Origin of the sequence: Marinobacter sp. AL4B (assembly GCF_019916045.1) — a bacterium.
Lineage (GTDB): Bacteria > Pseudomonadota > Gammaproteobacteria > Pseudomonadales > Oleiphilaceae > Marinobacter.
In genome coordinates this window covers 660,342-675,622 of the sequence record NZ_JAILWZ010000013.1, presented here as the reverse complement: position 1 = coordinate 675,622, position 15,281 = coordinate 660,342, and the positions used below count along the sequence as shown (strand labels likewise).

Here is a 15,281-nt window from a genome sequence, read left to right as displayed (position 1 = left end):
AGCGATCTCCATTTAGAAGGAACGATAGCAATGGGACGGATGCAGAGGGAACTGCACACCGGCATAGAACTAGCGGTAGCACTGATCAAGCAGGACACACTTCCTGCCTTGTTCGACACAGCCACCCGCCAACTCGAAAACGCCTTTGGCCTCAGCAAATGCTGGGCCCTAGAACTCGACCTCAGTGGCCGAACACTCCACTGTGGCCAGTTAGGTGATGCCAGCGAATTCGACTGTGGCGACTTCAGCCACCCCTTCGCTCACGTACTGCAAACCGGAAAGCCGCGCGAACTCACCCGCGCTGCCAGCTACCGGCTTGACCACACCGGCTTCCAAACCCTGTTCGAACACAGCGACCGCCCGAGAAGCCTCTGGCTTGAACCGCTCACCGGCGCAGACGGCCGCACCCTCGGCGTACTCGCCCTGTGCGGCGACCACGACGACTGGCAAGCCATCGTTGGTCAATCCCTGTACATCGGCCTGAAACAACTGCTGGTGCATCAATGGATCAGCCAACTGCAAACCCGCGACCAGGTTTGGCAGCGGCGCATGCTCAAACGCTCACTGGACCACCTGCACGATGCCGAAAGCGTGCGCCAGCGCTGCCAGCAACTATCCCGCAGCTTGGTGGGCAACTCCGAAGCTATGACTAACCTCCGGGCACAAGTCGTGCGCGCTGCCAGCAGCCAGCTTTCGGTGCTGATCCAAGGAGAAACCGGGTGTGGTAAAGACGTGGTCGCCCGAGGCATTCACGAGCTATCCGAACGCGCAACGGGCCCGATGGTCGTGGTGAACTGCGCTGCTATCCCGGACACCCTGTTGGAAAGCGAACTCTTTGGCCACACCAAAGGCGCGTTCTCGGGTGCCGATCAAGCCAAAGAAGGGCTACTGGCTCAAGCCAATGGCGGCACCCTGTTCCTCGATGAAATCGGCGACATGCCTATAGCCCTGCAGTCCAAATTATTGCGGGTTCTGGAAAGCCGACAGTTCCGCCCCCTAGGCGCTCGTGAAGAGCGGTTTTCCGACTTCCGCCTGGTGGCTGCAACTCACCAACCGCTGCAGCAAGGCATCGATGAAGGTCTGTTCCGCCGGGATCTGTTCTACCGCCTCAATCAGTTCCCGCTGCGGGTGATTCCCCTTCGCGAACGTACCGACGATCTCGAAGCGCTGAGCCGGCATTTCATCCGGCTCTACGTTGAACGGGAGGGCAGTGGGCCGCTGGGTATCAGCAGCCACGCATTGAAGCGACTGGCAGGCTATGACTTTCCCGGCAATGTGCGGGAATTACGCAACATCATTGAACTGGCGTGTCTGCAAACCGCCGCCAACGGCGATATCCAGCCCGAGACCTTGCGGTTGGATGACCTGCTGATGGACGCCGGGCCCGCAGCCCCTGCGGTAGCGGAGCCGGTGACGATTCCGGGGATCCCCATGGCCGAAGAAATTCGAGATCTGAAAGCCGCCGCGCAGGCATTCGAAGCGGCCATCATTCGCGAGCGCCTGCAGCAATACCGGGGCAACCGGGCCCAAGCTGCCGAGAGTTTGGGGTTACCCAAGCGCACGCTGGCCCATAAATGTCTGAAGTATCAGGTAACCGACCTATGACCCTGAAAGACCAAACTCGAGCCGGGCTTACCGGCCTTGTGCTTCTGCTGATGAGCAGTGTCGGGCAAGCGGACGTCCGCCTAAGTGATGCTCAGGCCTGTACCGAGGAGCCCAATCGATTGGCTCGATTGGCGTGTTTTGATGAGGTGTTTGCTACCCCCCTGGCGCGATACGAAACCGGCACCAGCGGTGCGGTGATTCGCCAGCCCGAACGTTGGCGCCAGGCCTTTTCGCAAGCGGGTCAAAACGATGCCAGTGGTCCGATCTACCGCAATACCGGCTCGGCCGCCGGGCACATGGTCACGGTAGCCGCTTTGGGGGCTCAGCCTCCCAGGCCGGTACTGACACTTCAGTGCCACAACAACATCACGGAACTGACGGTGATGTTGCCCAAACCGATCAGCCGGGAGCGTGTAGACGTGGCGCTGGCATCGGCACCCAGCCAGTGGCGGGTGCGGGATGAAGGCCTAGTGGTAAGTGCTGGCCGCGGCCTGCCGGCAATACGTTCGGTGCTTGAAATCGTGCACCAGCCAGATGTTCGTATTCAGGCAGACGTACCGGAGCTGGATGGCTTATTGTTTGACCTGACCGGTTACCGCGACGCCATTAGCCCTCTGCGACAAGCCTGTGGCTGGTGAGGAGAGTGCTATGCAAGTGATTGAACAGCATCCATACGTTGATCAGGTTCTCACCGCCATTCCAGGAGACTCCGGTGTGGGTGATAGCCTTGCCGATGATTCCGTACTGGAATTTCTGGAAGACGAAGTGATGAAAGTGGGCTCGCTGGCTCACAACGACATCAATTGGCAGAAAGTGCAGAGCGAATCTCTGCAATTGCTGGCAGACCGCAGCAAGGACCTGAAAGTGCTTGGCTTTTTCATGTTGAGTTTGCAGCAGGGAAAAGATGGCGAGCACTTCGCCCTGTCCTTGTATCTGTTGCATCGGGTGTTGGATGACTGGTGGGAAAATGCGTGGCCCTATCCGGGTGCCAAGGGGCAGCGGGCCCGCAAAATGCTGTTCACCCAGATTGTGCAGCGTGCGGTTAAAAGCGTGGACGGTCTGGGTTTTGATGCCAGCGTGGGTGATGGACGGCAGTTCTGTCTGGACCTGATTGCCAAGCTGGATGAGCAGGCGCGGAACCGGGATTTACCGGATGACCCGCTGTTCGAGTTGAAACGGGCTTTGGATAAGTTGCCAAAGCCGGATCACAGCAGCAGCCAGCAACTGGCTTCAACGGTTGCGCCGGCAAGTCCCGCACAACCGCAATCTGCTCAATCGCCGGCACAGTCAACTGCGGCTCCGGCGGCCTTGGGCAATCTCACTCTGGACCCGGGCAACGAACGAGCAACCCGCCAAAGCTTGCTGAAAGTATCGGAGTTATTGACCAGCACCGAGCCGGGTAACCCCTTGGGCTATCAACTGCGCCGCTATGCCATTTGGCAAAGCATCACCAGCCTACCGCCGACACGGGATGGCATTCGTACCGACTTGGCCGCGGTCAGTGCAGACCGGGTTGCGGACTACAAAGAAGCCCTGGAAAGAGCACCTGATAACGACTTGTGGCAGCGCATTGAGCAAAGCTTGTCGGTGAGTCCTTTCTGGCTCGATGGCCATTGGCTGAGCGCCCGCGCCGCTCAAGCTTTGGGCCATAACCGCTGCGCAGAAGCAATCCGAGACGCTTTAAAACAATTTGTGGAGCAATTGCCCCAACTCGCCGAGTTGACCTTCAACGACCAAACATCGTTTCTCAGTGAACAAGCGACGGAGTGGATGTATACCGCCCCGGCTTCTGCCAAAGCCGGTGGGGGCAGTTCAAACCCTTGGGAGCAGGCTCTGGAAACCGCACTGGAGTTGGTGCAGCAGAATCAGTTGTCGTCTGCTTTGGAACTACTGGAGCAAGGCTTGGCCGACGCCCGTGAGCCCAGAGAGAAATTCTACTGGCGCCTGACGACGGCAAAACTAATGAAAGAAAGCGGCCTGAAAGCCATGGCGGCACAACAGATACAGGACCTACAAGGGCAGGTTCACGGCTTGATTCTGGAAGACTGGGAGCCGGCTTTGATCAAACAAATGGAACGGCTGGCGTAACCGCCACACGCATTAAACGCAGGAATGGAAACCATGTGGAGAAAAGCATTACTCATTGGCCGATGGCTGCTGCCATACCTTCGTAACGCCGCCCCGGTCACGTTGACCTTGGGCGTGATCGCGCTGTTAGTTGCGACTTGGTGGTTAGGGCCACGGCTGGAAATTAACGGCGAGTACCCGTTGGTGGCCTGGCAGATGCGGGCGCTGGTGACTCTCGGCGTTGTTCTGCTGGTGGTCATATTCTGGGGTCTGGTGCTGGCTCGCCGGTTGGGCAAGGTCAATAAGGCCAAAGCGGCCGAGCAACAAGAGCAAGAAGACCCGATCCTGCCCATGGCACGCCGGCAACAACGGTTGCTGGATCGCCAGTTACAGGCACTCAAGAGCAACTTGCCGGGCCGAAAAGGTTTGTATCGCCTGCCGTGGTATTTGGTGATGGGGCTTGAAGACGCCGGTAAAACAAGCCTGATTCAGCGCTCGGGGCAAACTTACACCTTGACCAACGTCACCCGCAATAACCGGGGTGATCGCAACCCCTTCGGTTTCGATTGGTGGATTGGTGATAACGGTGTTCTGATTGATCCAGACGGTGAATTGTTGAGTCAGAATCAGGGCGAAGGGGCCTCGGGTGAAGTCCAGAACCGTTTGTGGAACCACTTCATCGGCTGGCTGGAAAGCAGTCGTCCGCAAAGACCACTGAACGGCCTGATCCTTGCCGTAGACTTGGCGCGATTGAGCACGGCCAATGAGCAACAGCGAGAAGCCCACGCCATTTTATTACGCACCCGGATAAGGGAGCTCATGGAGCAGTTGGGCTCGCGGCTACCGGTGTACGTCACCTTTACCAAAATGGACTTGATGTACGGCTTTGCCTCGTTTGTTAGAGCCATGTCGAAGGCCGAAAAAGACCAAGCGCTCGGCTTCACCTTCCAGCTGGATAGCCAGCAAGATCATGACGAATGGCTCGAACAGTTCGCGGAGCGTTACAGCGAATTAGTGGACGAGCTAAGCCAGCGTTTGCCAGACGTGCTCGCCGATACCCGGGATGCTGAAGAACGGGCAGCGGCTTATTCTTTCACGCGCCAGCTGGCGGGTCTTAAGCCGGCGGTGGAACAGTTCCTCAGCGACTTGCTGTCCGCTGACGCATTCTCGACACCGGCTTTGGTACGGGGTACCTATTTCACCTCCGTTCTGCAAGAAGGGGTGCCTGAAGATGCCTTCGTAGCAGCAGCTGCTCGCAATTATCAAATGACCGGTCCGATCCAACCAGCCCAGCGAACTGCCCAGTCGGTCAGTTTGTTCACCAAAAACCTATTCCCGGGTGTGATCTATCGGGAGGCCGGTCTGGCGGGTGACAACCGAAAGGTGATCAAAAAGCGCCACCGGAAAGTCGCGATGGCTTCAATTATTGCTGTGTGTGCCGGTGCGGGCATGACCGCCGGTTGGCAGCACTATTTCATCAAGAATGCCGAAGCAGCAGCGCAGGTGGAAAACCGGGTTAACGCATTCCTGAACGATTGGCAGCCCGTAGGCTACGAGCCGGATACAACTGGCCGCAATCTGCTCCAGCCGCTGGATGAGTTGCGAGAAGCCACATTGGCGTTCGGCGACTACCGTAAAGAGTGGCCGCTGGTGACCGATATGGGGCTATATCAGGGTCACAAAGTGGGGCCGGAAGTGGATGCCGCCTATTTGGATATGCTGGCCTACCAATACCTCCCGACGCTGATGTTCGGTGTTATGGAGGAGATGGGGCAAGCGCCGGATAGCAGCACCGAGCGGTTGGAGCATTTGCGGGTTCTACGCATGATTTACGACGAAAGCGGCCGCCGTGGCGACATCGTATCGGAATACATGCGCGAGTATTGGCAAGCTCGTTTCCCCGGGCAGCGGGAAGTGCAGAACCGACTGCACAGTCATTTGCAGTACGCGATGGCGCACACCAATCTTGCGGGCATGGCCGCCGAAGGTGATCAAGCGGCGACTATGGCACTGGCGCCTTTTCGAAGCCGTGTGCAGTGGGCGCAGCACGAGCTGGGGCGGATCAGTACCCCGGACAGGGTGTACCGTGATCTGAAGGTAGAAGCCGACCGGGATTTCCAGTCGCCGCTGGAGCTGGCGCGTAGCACAGGCCCGGCCTTCGCCACCGTGTTTACACGGGTGGATGCCTACGGCGAGCCTCAGGGTGATGCCTTGCCTGCAGAGGACGATCCGCTCTCCATTCCGGCACTGTTGACGCGGGACGGTCTGGAAAAATGGTTCTTGCGTCAATCAAGCTCGGTGACGGAACTGGCCTTGGTGGATGCTTGGGTGTTAGGGCGCAGGAACGACGTGGATTTCAGTAAAGCCGATGAGGCTGAATTGCTGTCGAGCTTGCAGACCTTGTACGCCGAGAACTACGCCAACGTGTGGCGAACCTCGTTGAGCCGTATCGATGTGCATCGTTTTGAAGACCTGAACCACGGCGTGCGTATCCTTGAAAGCTTAACGAGCGGCCACCAGCCTTTGGTTCGTTTGCTGGGTCAAATACAGGCCAACACCAAGCTAATTCCTGCCGGTGAAGGTGAAGCGGAAGTAGCCCGTAAACTACTGCAAGAATCGCCGCATTACCGAATGCTGCAGGATATCGAGCGCCAGTTCGACGACCTGAACCGGCTGACTCGCGAAAACAGCGATCAGCCCAGTGGTCTGGAAGAAGTCATGGTGGTAGTAGCCGAGTTACACGAATACATGCGCAGCATTCAGGAATCACCGGATTCCGGCAAAGCCGCACTGAGTGCTGCCCGCGCTCGTATGGCCCTGCAGGGCTCCGATCCCATTTTCACGCTCCAGCGTATGGCCGGTCATCAGCCCGAGCCGCTGAACCGCCTGTTAAGCCGACTGGCTACTGAAAGCTGGCGAGTGGTGCTTGATCGTGCCGTGGCCCAGCTTGAGCGGGAGTGGTACCGGGAAGTGTACCAGCCGTTTCAGCAAACCCTTGCCCGACATTATCCATTTGCGGCAGACGCAAACCGGGACGCGGCGTTGCAGGACTTTGAGCGTTTCTTCGCCCCGGACGGTATTCTGGAGGCCTTCTACAACAATAACCTGAAACTGTTTTTGGAAGACCACCCCGAACAGGTGGGCGATGCCCGCCGCGCGAGCTTGGTGCGCAGAGACGTACGCGCAGCCTTGGAACGGGCCCGCCAGATTCGCCAGGCGTTCTTCACCCGCAGTGGCACGCTGGATGTTGAATTCGCGTTAGAGCCGCTGAACCTGACCAACAACAAGCGTCGCGCCGTGGTGAATATCGACGGGCAACTGGTGGAGTTCTCCCATGGCCCTCGCCAAAGCATCCCGCTGGTCTGGCCGAACACGCTGCGTGACAGTGTCGAGAGCCGTATTACGCTGGTGCCGATACAGGTGAACCGCTCACCGCGCAGCATTTCCGAACGCGGCCCTTGGGCACTCTTCCGGCTGTTGAACAAAGCTGAAATCACCGGAGTCAGCAGTAATGCGGTGGATGTGATGTTCAAAGTGGACGATGGCGAGATGCGTTACCGCCTGCACGCGGCCAGTAATACCAACCCGTTCACACAGCAGATGCTTGCAGGGTACCGAATACCCCGCAGCTTGTATTAGACTGTGTGCCGTCGCCCGGGCATGAACGCTCGGGTTGGCGGGAGCCGGCACCCGGATGGCGTTGGCTGAAAAGGAAATGTTCATTCTTCAGGGACTGAAGTTATGCCCCAGGCAAGCGGATTGCAGTTCACCGCCCGTGTTGGCGAATTCCCCTCAGACCACTTCGTGGTCGCCAGCTTTGTGCTCACCGAAGGTTTGTCCACGCTCTCCCATGGCCGCTTGAAACTGGCCAGCACCGACCCGGACGTGCAAGCTTCGGATGTACTGGAACAGTCGGTTGATCTGGTGGTTTGGCAAGACGGCCAGCCCCTACGACGCTTTACCGGCGTGGTAAACGAATTTGTACGGGGCGACACCGGCCACCGCCGCACCCATTACGAAGTGGTGATCCAACCCCCGGTGTGGCGTTTGGGGATCATGCATAACAGCCGTATCTTCCAGGCACAGACCACCGATGCCATTGTGCGCACGCTGTTGGAAGAGCGGGGCATTGTGGATACGGTGTTTGATTTAAAGCGTTCCCCTGAAGAACGGGAATACTGCGTCCAGCACCGGGAAAGTGACCTGAAATTCTTGGAACGACTCGCTGTCGAAGAAGGCTGGCACTACCGCTACCAGCACGGCAGCTTGGACGGTGGAGAACAACCGGCGTTAATCATCGCCGACCATCACGGTGATGCGCCCAAACTAGACCCGGTAGAATGCAACACCAAAGCCGGCGGCAGTACCCAGCAGGCCTGCATCTACAGCTTCGCCTACGAAGAAAGGGTGCGGGCTTCATCGGTGGCGATGAAAGACTACACCTTCAAGAACCCTGCTTACGCTCTGATGCATGAACAGAGTGCCGGTGGCGTGAACCACCGGGAAGACTACCAACACTATGACTATCCTGGCCGCTACAAAGCCGACGCCAGCGGCCAGCCGTTTACCCAGACCCGATTAGACGCACTCAGAAACGATGCTTCCGTTGCCACAGGTAAAAGCAACCGCCCGGATTTTACCGCCGGAGCCAAAGTGGAGCTGCAAGACCATGACAGCCAAAGCCTGAACCGGGAATGGCTTCTGACCGCCATCACCCACACCGGCAAACAACCGCAAGCGCTGGAAGAAGAGGGCGGCAGCGACCCCACTAGTTATGCCAACGAATTTACCGCCATTCCGGCCGACAAAACGTGGCGCGCCCTTTGTGAACACAAGCCCATGATGGACGGCCCCCAGATGGCCATCGTGACCGGCCCGGAAGGGGAAGAGATTCACTGTGACCAATACGGTCGTGTGAAAGTGCGATTCCCCTGGGACCGCTATTCAAAGAATGATGAACACAGCAGCGCTTGGCTGCGCGTATCCCAAGGCTGGGCTGGCGGCCAGTATGGCTTTATGGCCTTGCCCCGAATCGGCAACGAAGTGATTGTCAGCTTTCTCGATGGCGACCCGGACCAGCCGATCATTACCGGCCGCACTTACCACGCTACGAATACGCCACCCTACGCGCTGCCGGAACACAAAACCCGCACCACGTTAAAAACGAAAACCCACAAGGGCGAAGGCAGCAACGAACTGCGGTTTGAGGATGAAGCCGGCGAAGAACAGATCTACGTTCATGCCCAGAAAGATCTGGACCTGCTCACGGAAAACAACCGCACGGAAGTGGTTAAAAACGACAGCCACCTGACGGTCGAAAACAACCGCTTCAGTCACACTAAAGGTAACAGCCACCACACCGTAGATGGCGAGAAGCGCGAGCTGACAGGAAAAGACCACAGCTTCAACGTAAGCGGCACCCTTCACCTGAAAGCCGGCACCGCCTGGCTCAGTGACTCCGGCACCGAACTGCACATTAAGGCTGGCCAGAAAGCAGTGATTGAAGCCGGCGCCGAAATCACCCTGAAGGCCGGCGGCAGCTTCGTAAAGATCGACCCCGCCGGTGTGGCTATCGGTGGCGCGAGTATCAAGATGAATGCGGGTGGGGCAGCCGGGAAGGGCAGTGGACAGAAGGTGCAGGTGCCGGAGATGCCGGGGTTGGTGGGTGCTGCCGGTGGGGTTGTGGCGCCGGTGGCGTTGGCGGAGGTTGGGCAAAGGAAAGATGCTGAGCCCAAAGCGATTTTGGCCCATCGATTGAAGCAAGCCCGCATGCAAAGAACAGCCATTGTTGAGCAGTGCCAACAGCAATCTGATGGTACCTGTCCGCTTGGGAACTGTCCTTGCGGTAAGAATCAGACAGCGTGATACGTGAAGGAGCCGGTTGTGCCATTTGCAAAAACCTCGACTGACAAGCTGCGTTTTTTAGTGCTGGAGGCGCAGCAGAAATCAACGGTTTTGCGGTCTTTGTATGAGCAAACAGACGTTCCGAAGTGGCTTTATCTATTTGCTGAGACTGACTGGCAACAGTACTTGGCCGAAAGCCCCGTTGTTCTGGAAGCTAAACAGCAGAGCCCGGAGTATCAGTGGGCTTTGAAAGGATTGAAGGAGGGGCGGCTTGTCGGTCTGATTCTGGAGTCCTCTGAGAGCCTTGAGTCTGTGACTAGTTGGCTAAGGGCGCGTTTGAAAGTGCGCTTTGACGGAGAGCGACAGGGTCTACTTCGACTTTACGACCCTGAGGTATGGCAACGCTTGTCCTCGGTGACTCTGGACCAAGCGGATGTCATTGAGCGAGTTATATACTGGTACGGAGAAAGTGGTCAGGAACGTTGGCATACCACCGACAGACCAAATCCGTTCACCATGTTGCCCGTACCAACGCTGTCAGAAACTCAGTGGCAGGCATTGAATACGGCTGATGCCTGAGACCGAATTAATACGTTTAGAACGCAAGGAATGACAGGGATGTCTGAGTATAGTGCAAAGCAGTCGGCGCCTGGTTGTAGCCCGACTTGCGAGGACGAATCGCTGATTATCGAGGTTATCGGCAAAGAGCACCCGGAGGGGCATGCTTTTCGAATCTTTGATGAAATCAACTATGAACAGCAAGAGTGGTTGGAGAAACAGGTTGAAATAGAACCTCTTGAAAATTCCATTCTTCATGTCTGGCCCTGGAAGGGGCAGCCCGACAGAAATGTTTGGATAGAAATCGAAGCTGAGGGTGGCCCGATCAGAGTGCCGTTTCTTGAAAGTGCGGGCAGCATTGATCGTCAAATTGACCAGCAACAGCATGTCATTCTCCCCATTATTCCCGCCACTCTGATATCTGGCGTTGAGTTGCAGGGAAATAACCCGGTACATCATGTGCTTGCGAGAGCGGGATTTCTTTATCTGTTCCACGAGGGCAAGTTGTGGCGGGAGCTTGAGATACGGATCGATGAAAGTGGAGTAACCAAGTACTGCGATGTCAGGCTCAATGACTATCGTCAGAGCAATGGAAAACTGGAAGCCGGTTACCGGGATGTTGTTGGAGTCGGGATTGAGGAAATCTGGCTTCCAGCGAGAATAAACGGAAGCTGGTTAAATCTGCAAGCGGCTTACAGCGAATCCCAGTGGCCGGGAGAGCGAGTGAACCACCTTGAACTGTCAGATCATGACCGGGGCCATCGTTGTAATCTCGTCAGTATGCAGTTTGATAGCGATGGTAGGGAGGATACGTCTAATCTTCGTATATCAAACGGCAACACTGCCGCATTCCTGACAGAACACTTGGCACCACAAAGACCGAGGAAACCAGCGGTTGAATGGCAGCTCGATCGACCTGAGAACTACCTGCTGGATTTGAGCGGGAGTTATGCGGATACGGCAAAGCAAGCGGCTTTATTGCTACACCAGCGGCATGAGGATCCTGATCCAGAGGATCCCATTGCTAACGATGAGCGCGCGGAGATGACGGCACTGTCAAATTGCTTGCACAAAACGCTGGAAGAGCTAAATCAAGATGCTGCAGAGCGTCTGCAAGAGTGCAGGCCAAATGAACCGGAGCCCTTTTCATGGGCAGAAGTTGAGCCCTGTGTTGCTGACTGCACTGAGCAAGCCAAAGCCCGTGGTATCGGTGTAATAAGGCTGGATGATCCAATATACCAACTTCGTTACAATCAGCGGCGCCGACAGGTTGCAGCTTGGTTCATGAATGCTGCAGTGCGTAGGGCCAAGGCACGGCCGCACTTCGACTCGGCGCTATTGGTCCACTCGGTTCTTGAGCCTGAAACAGTAGCATCCAAACCGAATTCCCTTCATAAACACATGGCGGAAGTATCGGGTTACGGAAGAAAGGAGTTGGAACGATCTCTTGCGCTGTCTGAGCGCGCCTTGGCCCGACGTTATCTGGAAGAGAACCACACCGATTTGCTGGTCCGGTTGTCTGATGAACGAACCCATCATGTGCTTACGGATTTGTTCACGCATTATAGTTATGACTATGCGGGCGCGTTCAACTTTGTCACCACTCTGATGATGAATCTGGTTACCGAGCCTGCCGAATGTGATGTCCTCAGCATAGGCGTTGAAGGTGCCGTGGATGATAAGGGTAAGCAGTGGCTAGAAGGTTTGTGTAACGGCCAGCACAGCAGAGTGTTGCGTTCGCTGCTGTTTCCACGTTACAGCGCGGAAGACCTGAAGAAACCATACAAGCCCCCAGCCGAACCGCAGGCTAACCGAGGAAATGGGCGATTCCGGGATACAGAACTTGCGGCCATGGCGGAAACGGATCTGCTGGAAATCGATGACCTCAAAACCATAGATGGGCTGGAAATTAGCATTGAAGCGGCTGCGGGTTCTTACGCCACGCTGTTGACCGCTAATCTTAGGATGGGCAGTCAGGTATTAATGAGCGTCCACGGCAATATGTGGGCAGCAATCCACCATGCCAGCCACGGGATTCAGGCAAGAAACAGAGAGCTTGCCGTTGTTAACAAAGAGCTGGAACACCTGCGGTTGCGAAAAGCCGAGCTTGAAAACCAGCGTTGGGCGACTGAGCGGAGAATTACTAACCTCAAGGGACAGAAGGTTGAGCTTGAAGATATTCGCAATAAGCTGAGCCAGATGGAAACTCAGTATCATCGGTTAGCACAGCAGAAACAGTTACTTGCAGAAAGTGCGATTCTTGGGAGGATGAAACTGTACTCAAACTCTCTAGAGCAACTGCGCCGATCGCTGCCGGAGCTGCTGGGCAACATGGAGCTTATGCGTTTTTCCAAAGCCCTGCAGAAAGATTACTTCGTTTTTGAAATCAGCAAGCATCGGCCGGGATCCTTTGGTGATAGAAAGGCTATTGCACTGTTCGGGGATTTTATTCAGCAGGAAGGCAGCAAGGAAATCCTTGCGTCTACTAACAAAAGGAGAAGTCAGGCAGCGGCTATTGCCTCTGATGTAGCAGAGGATGTCTATGTGTTGGTGATACCGAAAACCGAAGCGATCGCCAAAATGATTGCAGAGATCTCTGCTGTAGAGTCCCGGTTCCTTGACTCTGTGCACAAGCTCTCTGAGCTGGATAATCTGGTTAACAACTTTCCTGACACCCCGGCTGCGGCGGCAGCGATCGCGACTGGCAGACTAGCCTCTGCCAGAGAAGAAATGGAAAGAGCGAAAAAGGAGCTGAAGGCTTTTGAGCAGGACGCGGCCAACCAAAGGGATCTGACTCGCCAAAAAGAGCAATACGTAGGTGACTTGAAAGCGGCCAATGATGCTGCAAACCAGATTGATCAGGCAGAAATTGACAGTAAAAGCACTAGTCGGCTGTACCGTGTGTTGAACAAGCCGGTATTCCCACTGTTTGTGGGGTTGATGGAGCTTCATAACGCTTCGAGTGTTTGGGCTGCATATAATTATCAATCACGAGTAAAGGGCAGCAGGTCCGGCAATATCAAAATGTTCAGTGCCGGAACGGATCTCATAGCTGCAGGTACCGCAATCAGTGAACGATGGATGTTGGGCCCATCAAAAGTTTTGTCTTTAAAATTGTCAGGCAAGCCTGGGCAAGCATTTACGCGCCGTTTGGGAGCCCCTTTAACTATAAGAAGTGGGCTGGGTGCGGCAGCTGGCTTTTTGATGGCGCTGGATGCAGGATTCGATTCTTACTACGAATATCGCATGGGTAACAACGCGACGGCAGTTGGCTATGGTTTGATTGCTGGCAGTGGCGTAGCTTTCGGTTTCGCCAGTTTGGTGGGTAAACCGGGCTTGCTGTTGGTGCTCGGACCGAAAGGCTGGCTGGTCGCTGGTGTGGTGCTGGCAGTGGCCGGCCTGGCTACTGTGTTCGCATTCACTGACGAGCCGCTGGATATCTGGATGAGGCACGGGCCTTTTGGGTCGATGGCTGAAAAGCCATATCTGAAAGAACCAGATATAGCCTACCATCGCCTGATCAGCTTGTTGATGGGCGTGTCTGTGCGAATGGAATATAACCCGCTTCGCCAAAAGGCTCGTGAGGGAAGCCTGGAAGGCGAAACGGCTGAGCGGATAGCCGCGCTTTCGAATGCCAGTGAGCGCCTGGTAATCAACAGTGCCATCCCGGGGTTATTCAGTTCCGGGATGTTTGCCAAAGTTACGGTTGAGCTGCAACTGTTTGAAACGATCGCTGTTACACGAGGTCGGGGCCAGGTGTGGGTGAACAAATTCTCTGGCGAGGATATTAAGAAGTATCGCCTGTTGACTGAGCAGTCGGAAACCGGTGCGCACATCTACCTGAACGCTCCTGCCAATGAGCGACGGCAGCTCGATAGTTGGTTTTGGGAGCGCGATGTATGGGAAACCAAAACCTACCGGTGGCAGGCCAAGGTTCAGGTTCAGGCAAGAAAGACGGCCGACGGTTTATTGATGGTTTTCCCAGCCCCACCTCCGGAAGATCCTTTGACTTTCGACCAAGACAACGACCTGCATAGCAAACCGAATTTCAAGCAAAAACGCCAGCCGTACTGGTATACCCAAAGAGTTCAGGAAAATGTTGAATAATCATTCCAGCGACGCCAATACCAGGGCCCACTATGGCCCCTTTGCCTACCGTCCCGATTCCATTCCTCCACAGAAAAATCAGACGGAGGAATTGAACCGCACCGGCCTGGATCGGTCTGCCAGTTTGCGCCTGCCGTGGGGTAATACTCGGGATGTTATGCCACCCTGCTTTATGTCCGATGACCCTCCTAAGAAACTGCGTAAGCTGGAGAAGAAAGAAGACCTGGCCGACAAGCTCGGTCTATACGTTGAGAACAGTCACGAGTGTTTTCGGCATGCGCCTTTGGCGTTCCAAGCCCGTTTTTTCGATACGATATATGTTTCAGGAAAAGTGTGGGCTTACATCGTGTCCCCTATCGTTTTGGTTGTTTTAATCTTGGTTTCACCTTTATTTGGTGCGAGAGGGCAAGCTTGGACGGAATTCCTGCAAAGTTTAATCCCGATGGAAGTTGTTTTTTTGTTGGGCGGTTGGGCTTTAATGCTTTTCTCCGATTTAATCTTCCGCCTCTTCCCCAAATGGCTTCACCAAAACGGCCGAGGCCCCGAGTGGGAGTTCAATCGACGCACCGGCATGATCAAGGTCTGGCAATATTCCCGGAAACTCCCTTTCCTGCCCCGAAAACCCCCAGTCGTCATCGAAAAACCTTTCTATGAATTCGACGCCTGGTGCTGTGCCCGCGCTGACCGGTTTGGCACCTTGTTTGATCTGGTGCTGTCTCATCGCTACAGCATGCTGGACGTAACGGTTGGCGATATTCTGGGTGCCCACGGCAGTGCCACCATGTGCTACGCCTACTGGGACTTCATCCAGAACTACATGGATGTGACCCGACCGCTGCCAGAGATGCCCATGCTGGAGAAGTACCGCCCATTGGATCCGGTCACTGCGGAACACGACCTGCGAACCGGCCGTATTCCTCGCTACTGGCGGGACATGGACGAGCAGACCTTCAAGAAAAAAGTGGACCGGATGTTTACAGATGTCACCATCATTAACACGGCGCAGCGGCCGAACTTGATGGAAGAGAAGTTGAGTTACGCCTCGTGAGCTTGTCGAACATCCGGAAGTCCGATGAAAACCAGTGGGCTTACAATACACG

General features: G+C 55.7%; 8 protein-coding genes. All 8 read left to right on the top strand.

Features of this window, described 5'->3' with window-relative positions; translation table 11 throughout:
* The first annotated feature begins 39 nt into the window (after positions 1 to 39).
* A complete protein-coding gene (locus tag K5L82_RS13430; RefSeq protein WP_223134936.1) occupies positions 40 to 1,605 on the top strand; it encodes a sigma-54 interaction domain-containing protein in 1,566 nt (521 codons plus the stop codon).
* Entirely contained in the window at positions 1,602 to 2,243 is a 642-nt protein-coding gene (gene vasI / locus K5L82_RS13425) for a type VI secretion system-associated protein VasI (protein ID WP_223134491.1), read from the top strand. Before K5L82_RS13430 ends, vasI begins: the two co-directional genes overlap by 4 nt.
* 10 nt (positions 2,244 to 2,253) lie before the next feature.
* Positions 2,254 to 3,693 carry a type VI secretion system protein TssA gene (gene tssA / locus K5L82_RS13420; RefSeq protein ID WP_223134490.1) on the top strand — a complete coding sequence of 480 codons (1,440 nt, stop codon included), beginning with the start codon at positions 2,254 to 2,256 and terminating at the stop codon, positions 3,691 to 3,693.
* 24 nt (positions 3,694 to 3,717) lie between these two features.
* Positions 3,718 to 7,311 (top strand): type VI secretion system membrane subunit TssM, encoded by a 3,594-nt coding sequence (gene tssM, locus K5L82_RS13415; RefSeq protein ID WP_223134489.1) that lies wholly within the window; start codon positions 3,718 to 3,720, stop codon positions 7,309 to 7,311.
* Positions 7,312 to 7,413: 102 nt separating this feature from the next.
* Entirely contained in the window at positions 7,414 to 9,537 is a 2,124-nt protein-coding gene (locus tag K5L82_RS13410) for a type VI secretion system Vgr family protein (RefSeq protein WP_223134488.1), read from the top strand.
* An 18-nt stretch (positions 9,538 to 9,555) separates the two neighbouring features.
* Complete coding sequence (locus K5L82_RS13405; protein ID WP_223134487.1) at positions 9,556 to 10,095, top strand: DUF4123 domain-containing protein; 540 nt, start codon at positions 9,556 to 9,558, stop codon at positions 10,093 to 10,095.
* Between the two features lie 39 nt (positions 10,096 to 10,134).
* Positions 10,135 to 14,181 (top strand): hypothetical protein, encoded by a 4,047-nt coding sequence (locus tag K5L82_RS13400; RefSeq protein ID WP_223134486.1) that lies wholly within the window; start codon positions 10,135 to 10,137, stop codon positions 14,179 to 14,181.
* Positions 14,171 to 15,229 (top strand): hypothetical protein, encoded by a 1,059-nt coding sequence (locus tag K5L82_RS13395; protein ID WP_223134485.1) that lies wholly within the window; start codon positions 14,171 to 14,173, stop codon positions 15,227 to 15,229. The genes K5L82_RS13400 and K5L82_RS13395 overlap by 11 nt, the downstream gene beginning before the upstream one ends.
* Positions 15,230 to 15,281: the final 52 nt, after the last annotated feature.

Excerpts from the sequence above, each read along its gene's own strand:
- K5L82_RS13400 (WP_223134486.1), top strand. The coding sequence starts at position 10,135 with ATGTCTGAGTATAGTGCAAAGCAGTCGGCGCCTGGTTGTAGCCCGACT.
- tssA (WP_223134490.1), top strand. The coding sequence starts at position 2,254 with ATGCAAGTGATTGAACAGCATCCATACGTTGATCAGGTTCTCACCGCC.
- K5L82_RS13430 (WP_223134936.1), top strand. The coding sequence starts at position 40 with ATGCAGAGGGAACTGCACACCGGCATAGAACTAGCGGTAGCACTGATC.
- K5L82_RS13410 (WP_223134488.1), top strand. The coding sequence starts at position 7,414 with ATGCCCCAGGCAAGCGGATTGCAGTTCACCGCCCGTGTTGGCGAATTC.
- K5L82_RS13395 (WP_223134485.1), top strand. The coding sequence starts at position 14,171 with ATGTTGAATAATCATTCCAGCGACGCCAATACCAGGGCCCACTATGGC.
- tssM (WP_223134489.1), top strand. The coding sequence starts at position 3,718 with ATGGAAACCATGTGGAGAAAAGCATTACTCATTGGCCGATGGCTGCTG.
- vasI (WP_223134491.1), top strand. The coding sequence starts at position 1,602 with ATGACCCTGAAAGACCAAACTCGAGCCGGGCTTACCGGCCTTGTGCTT.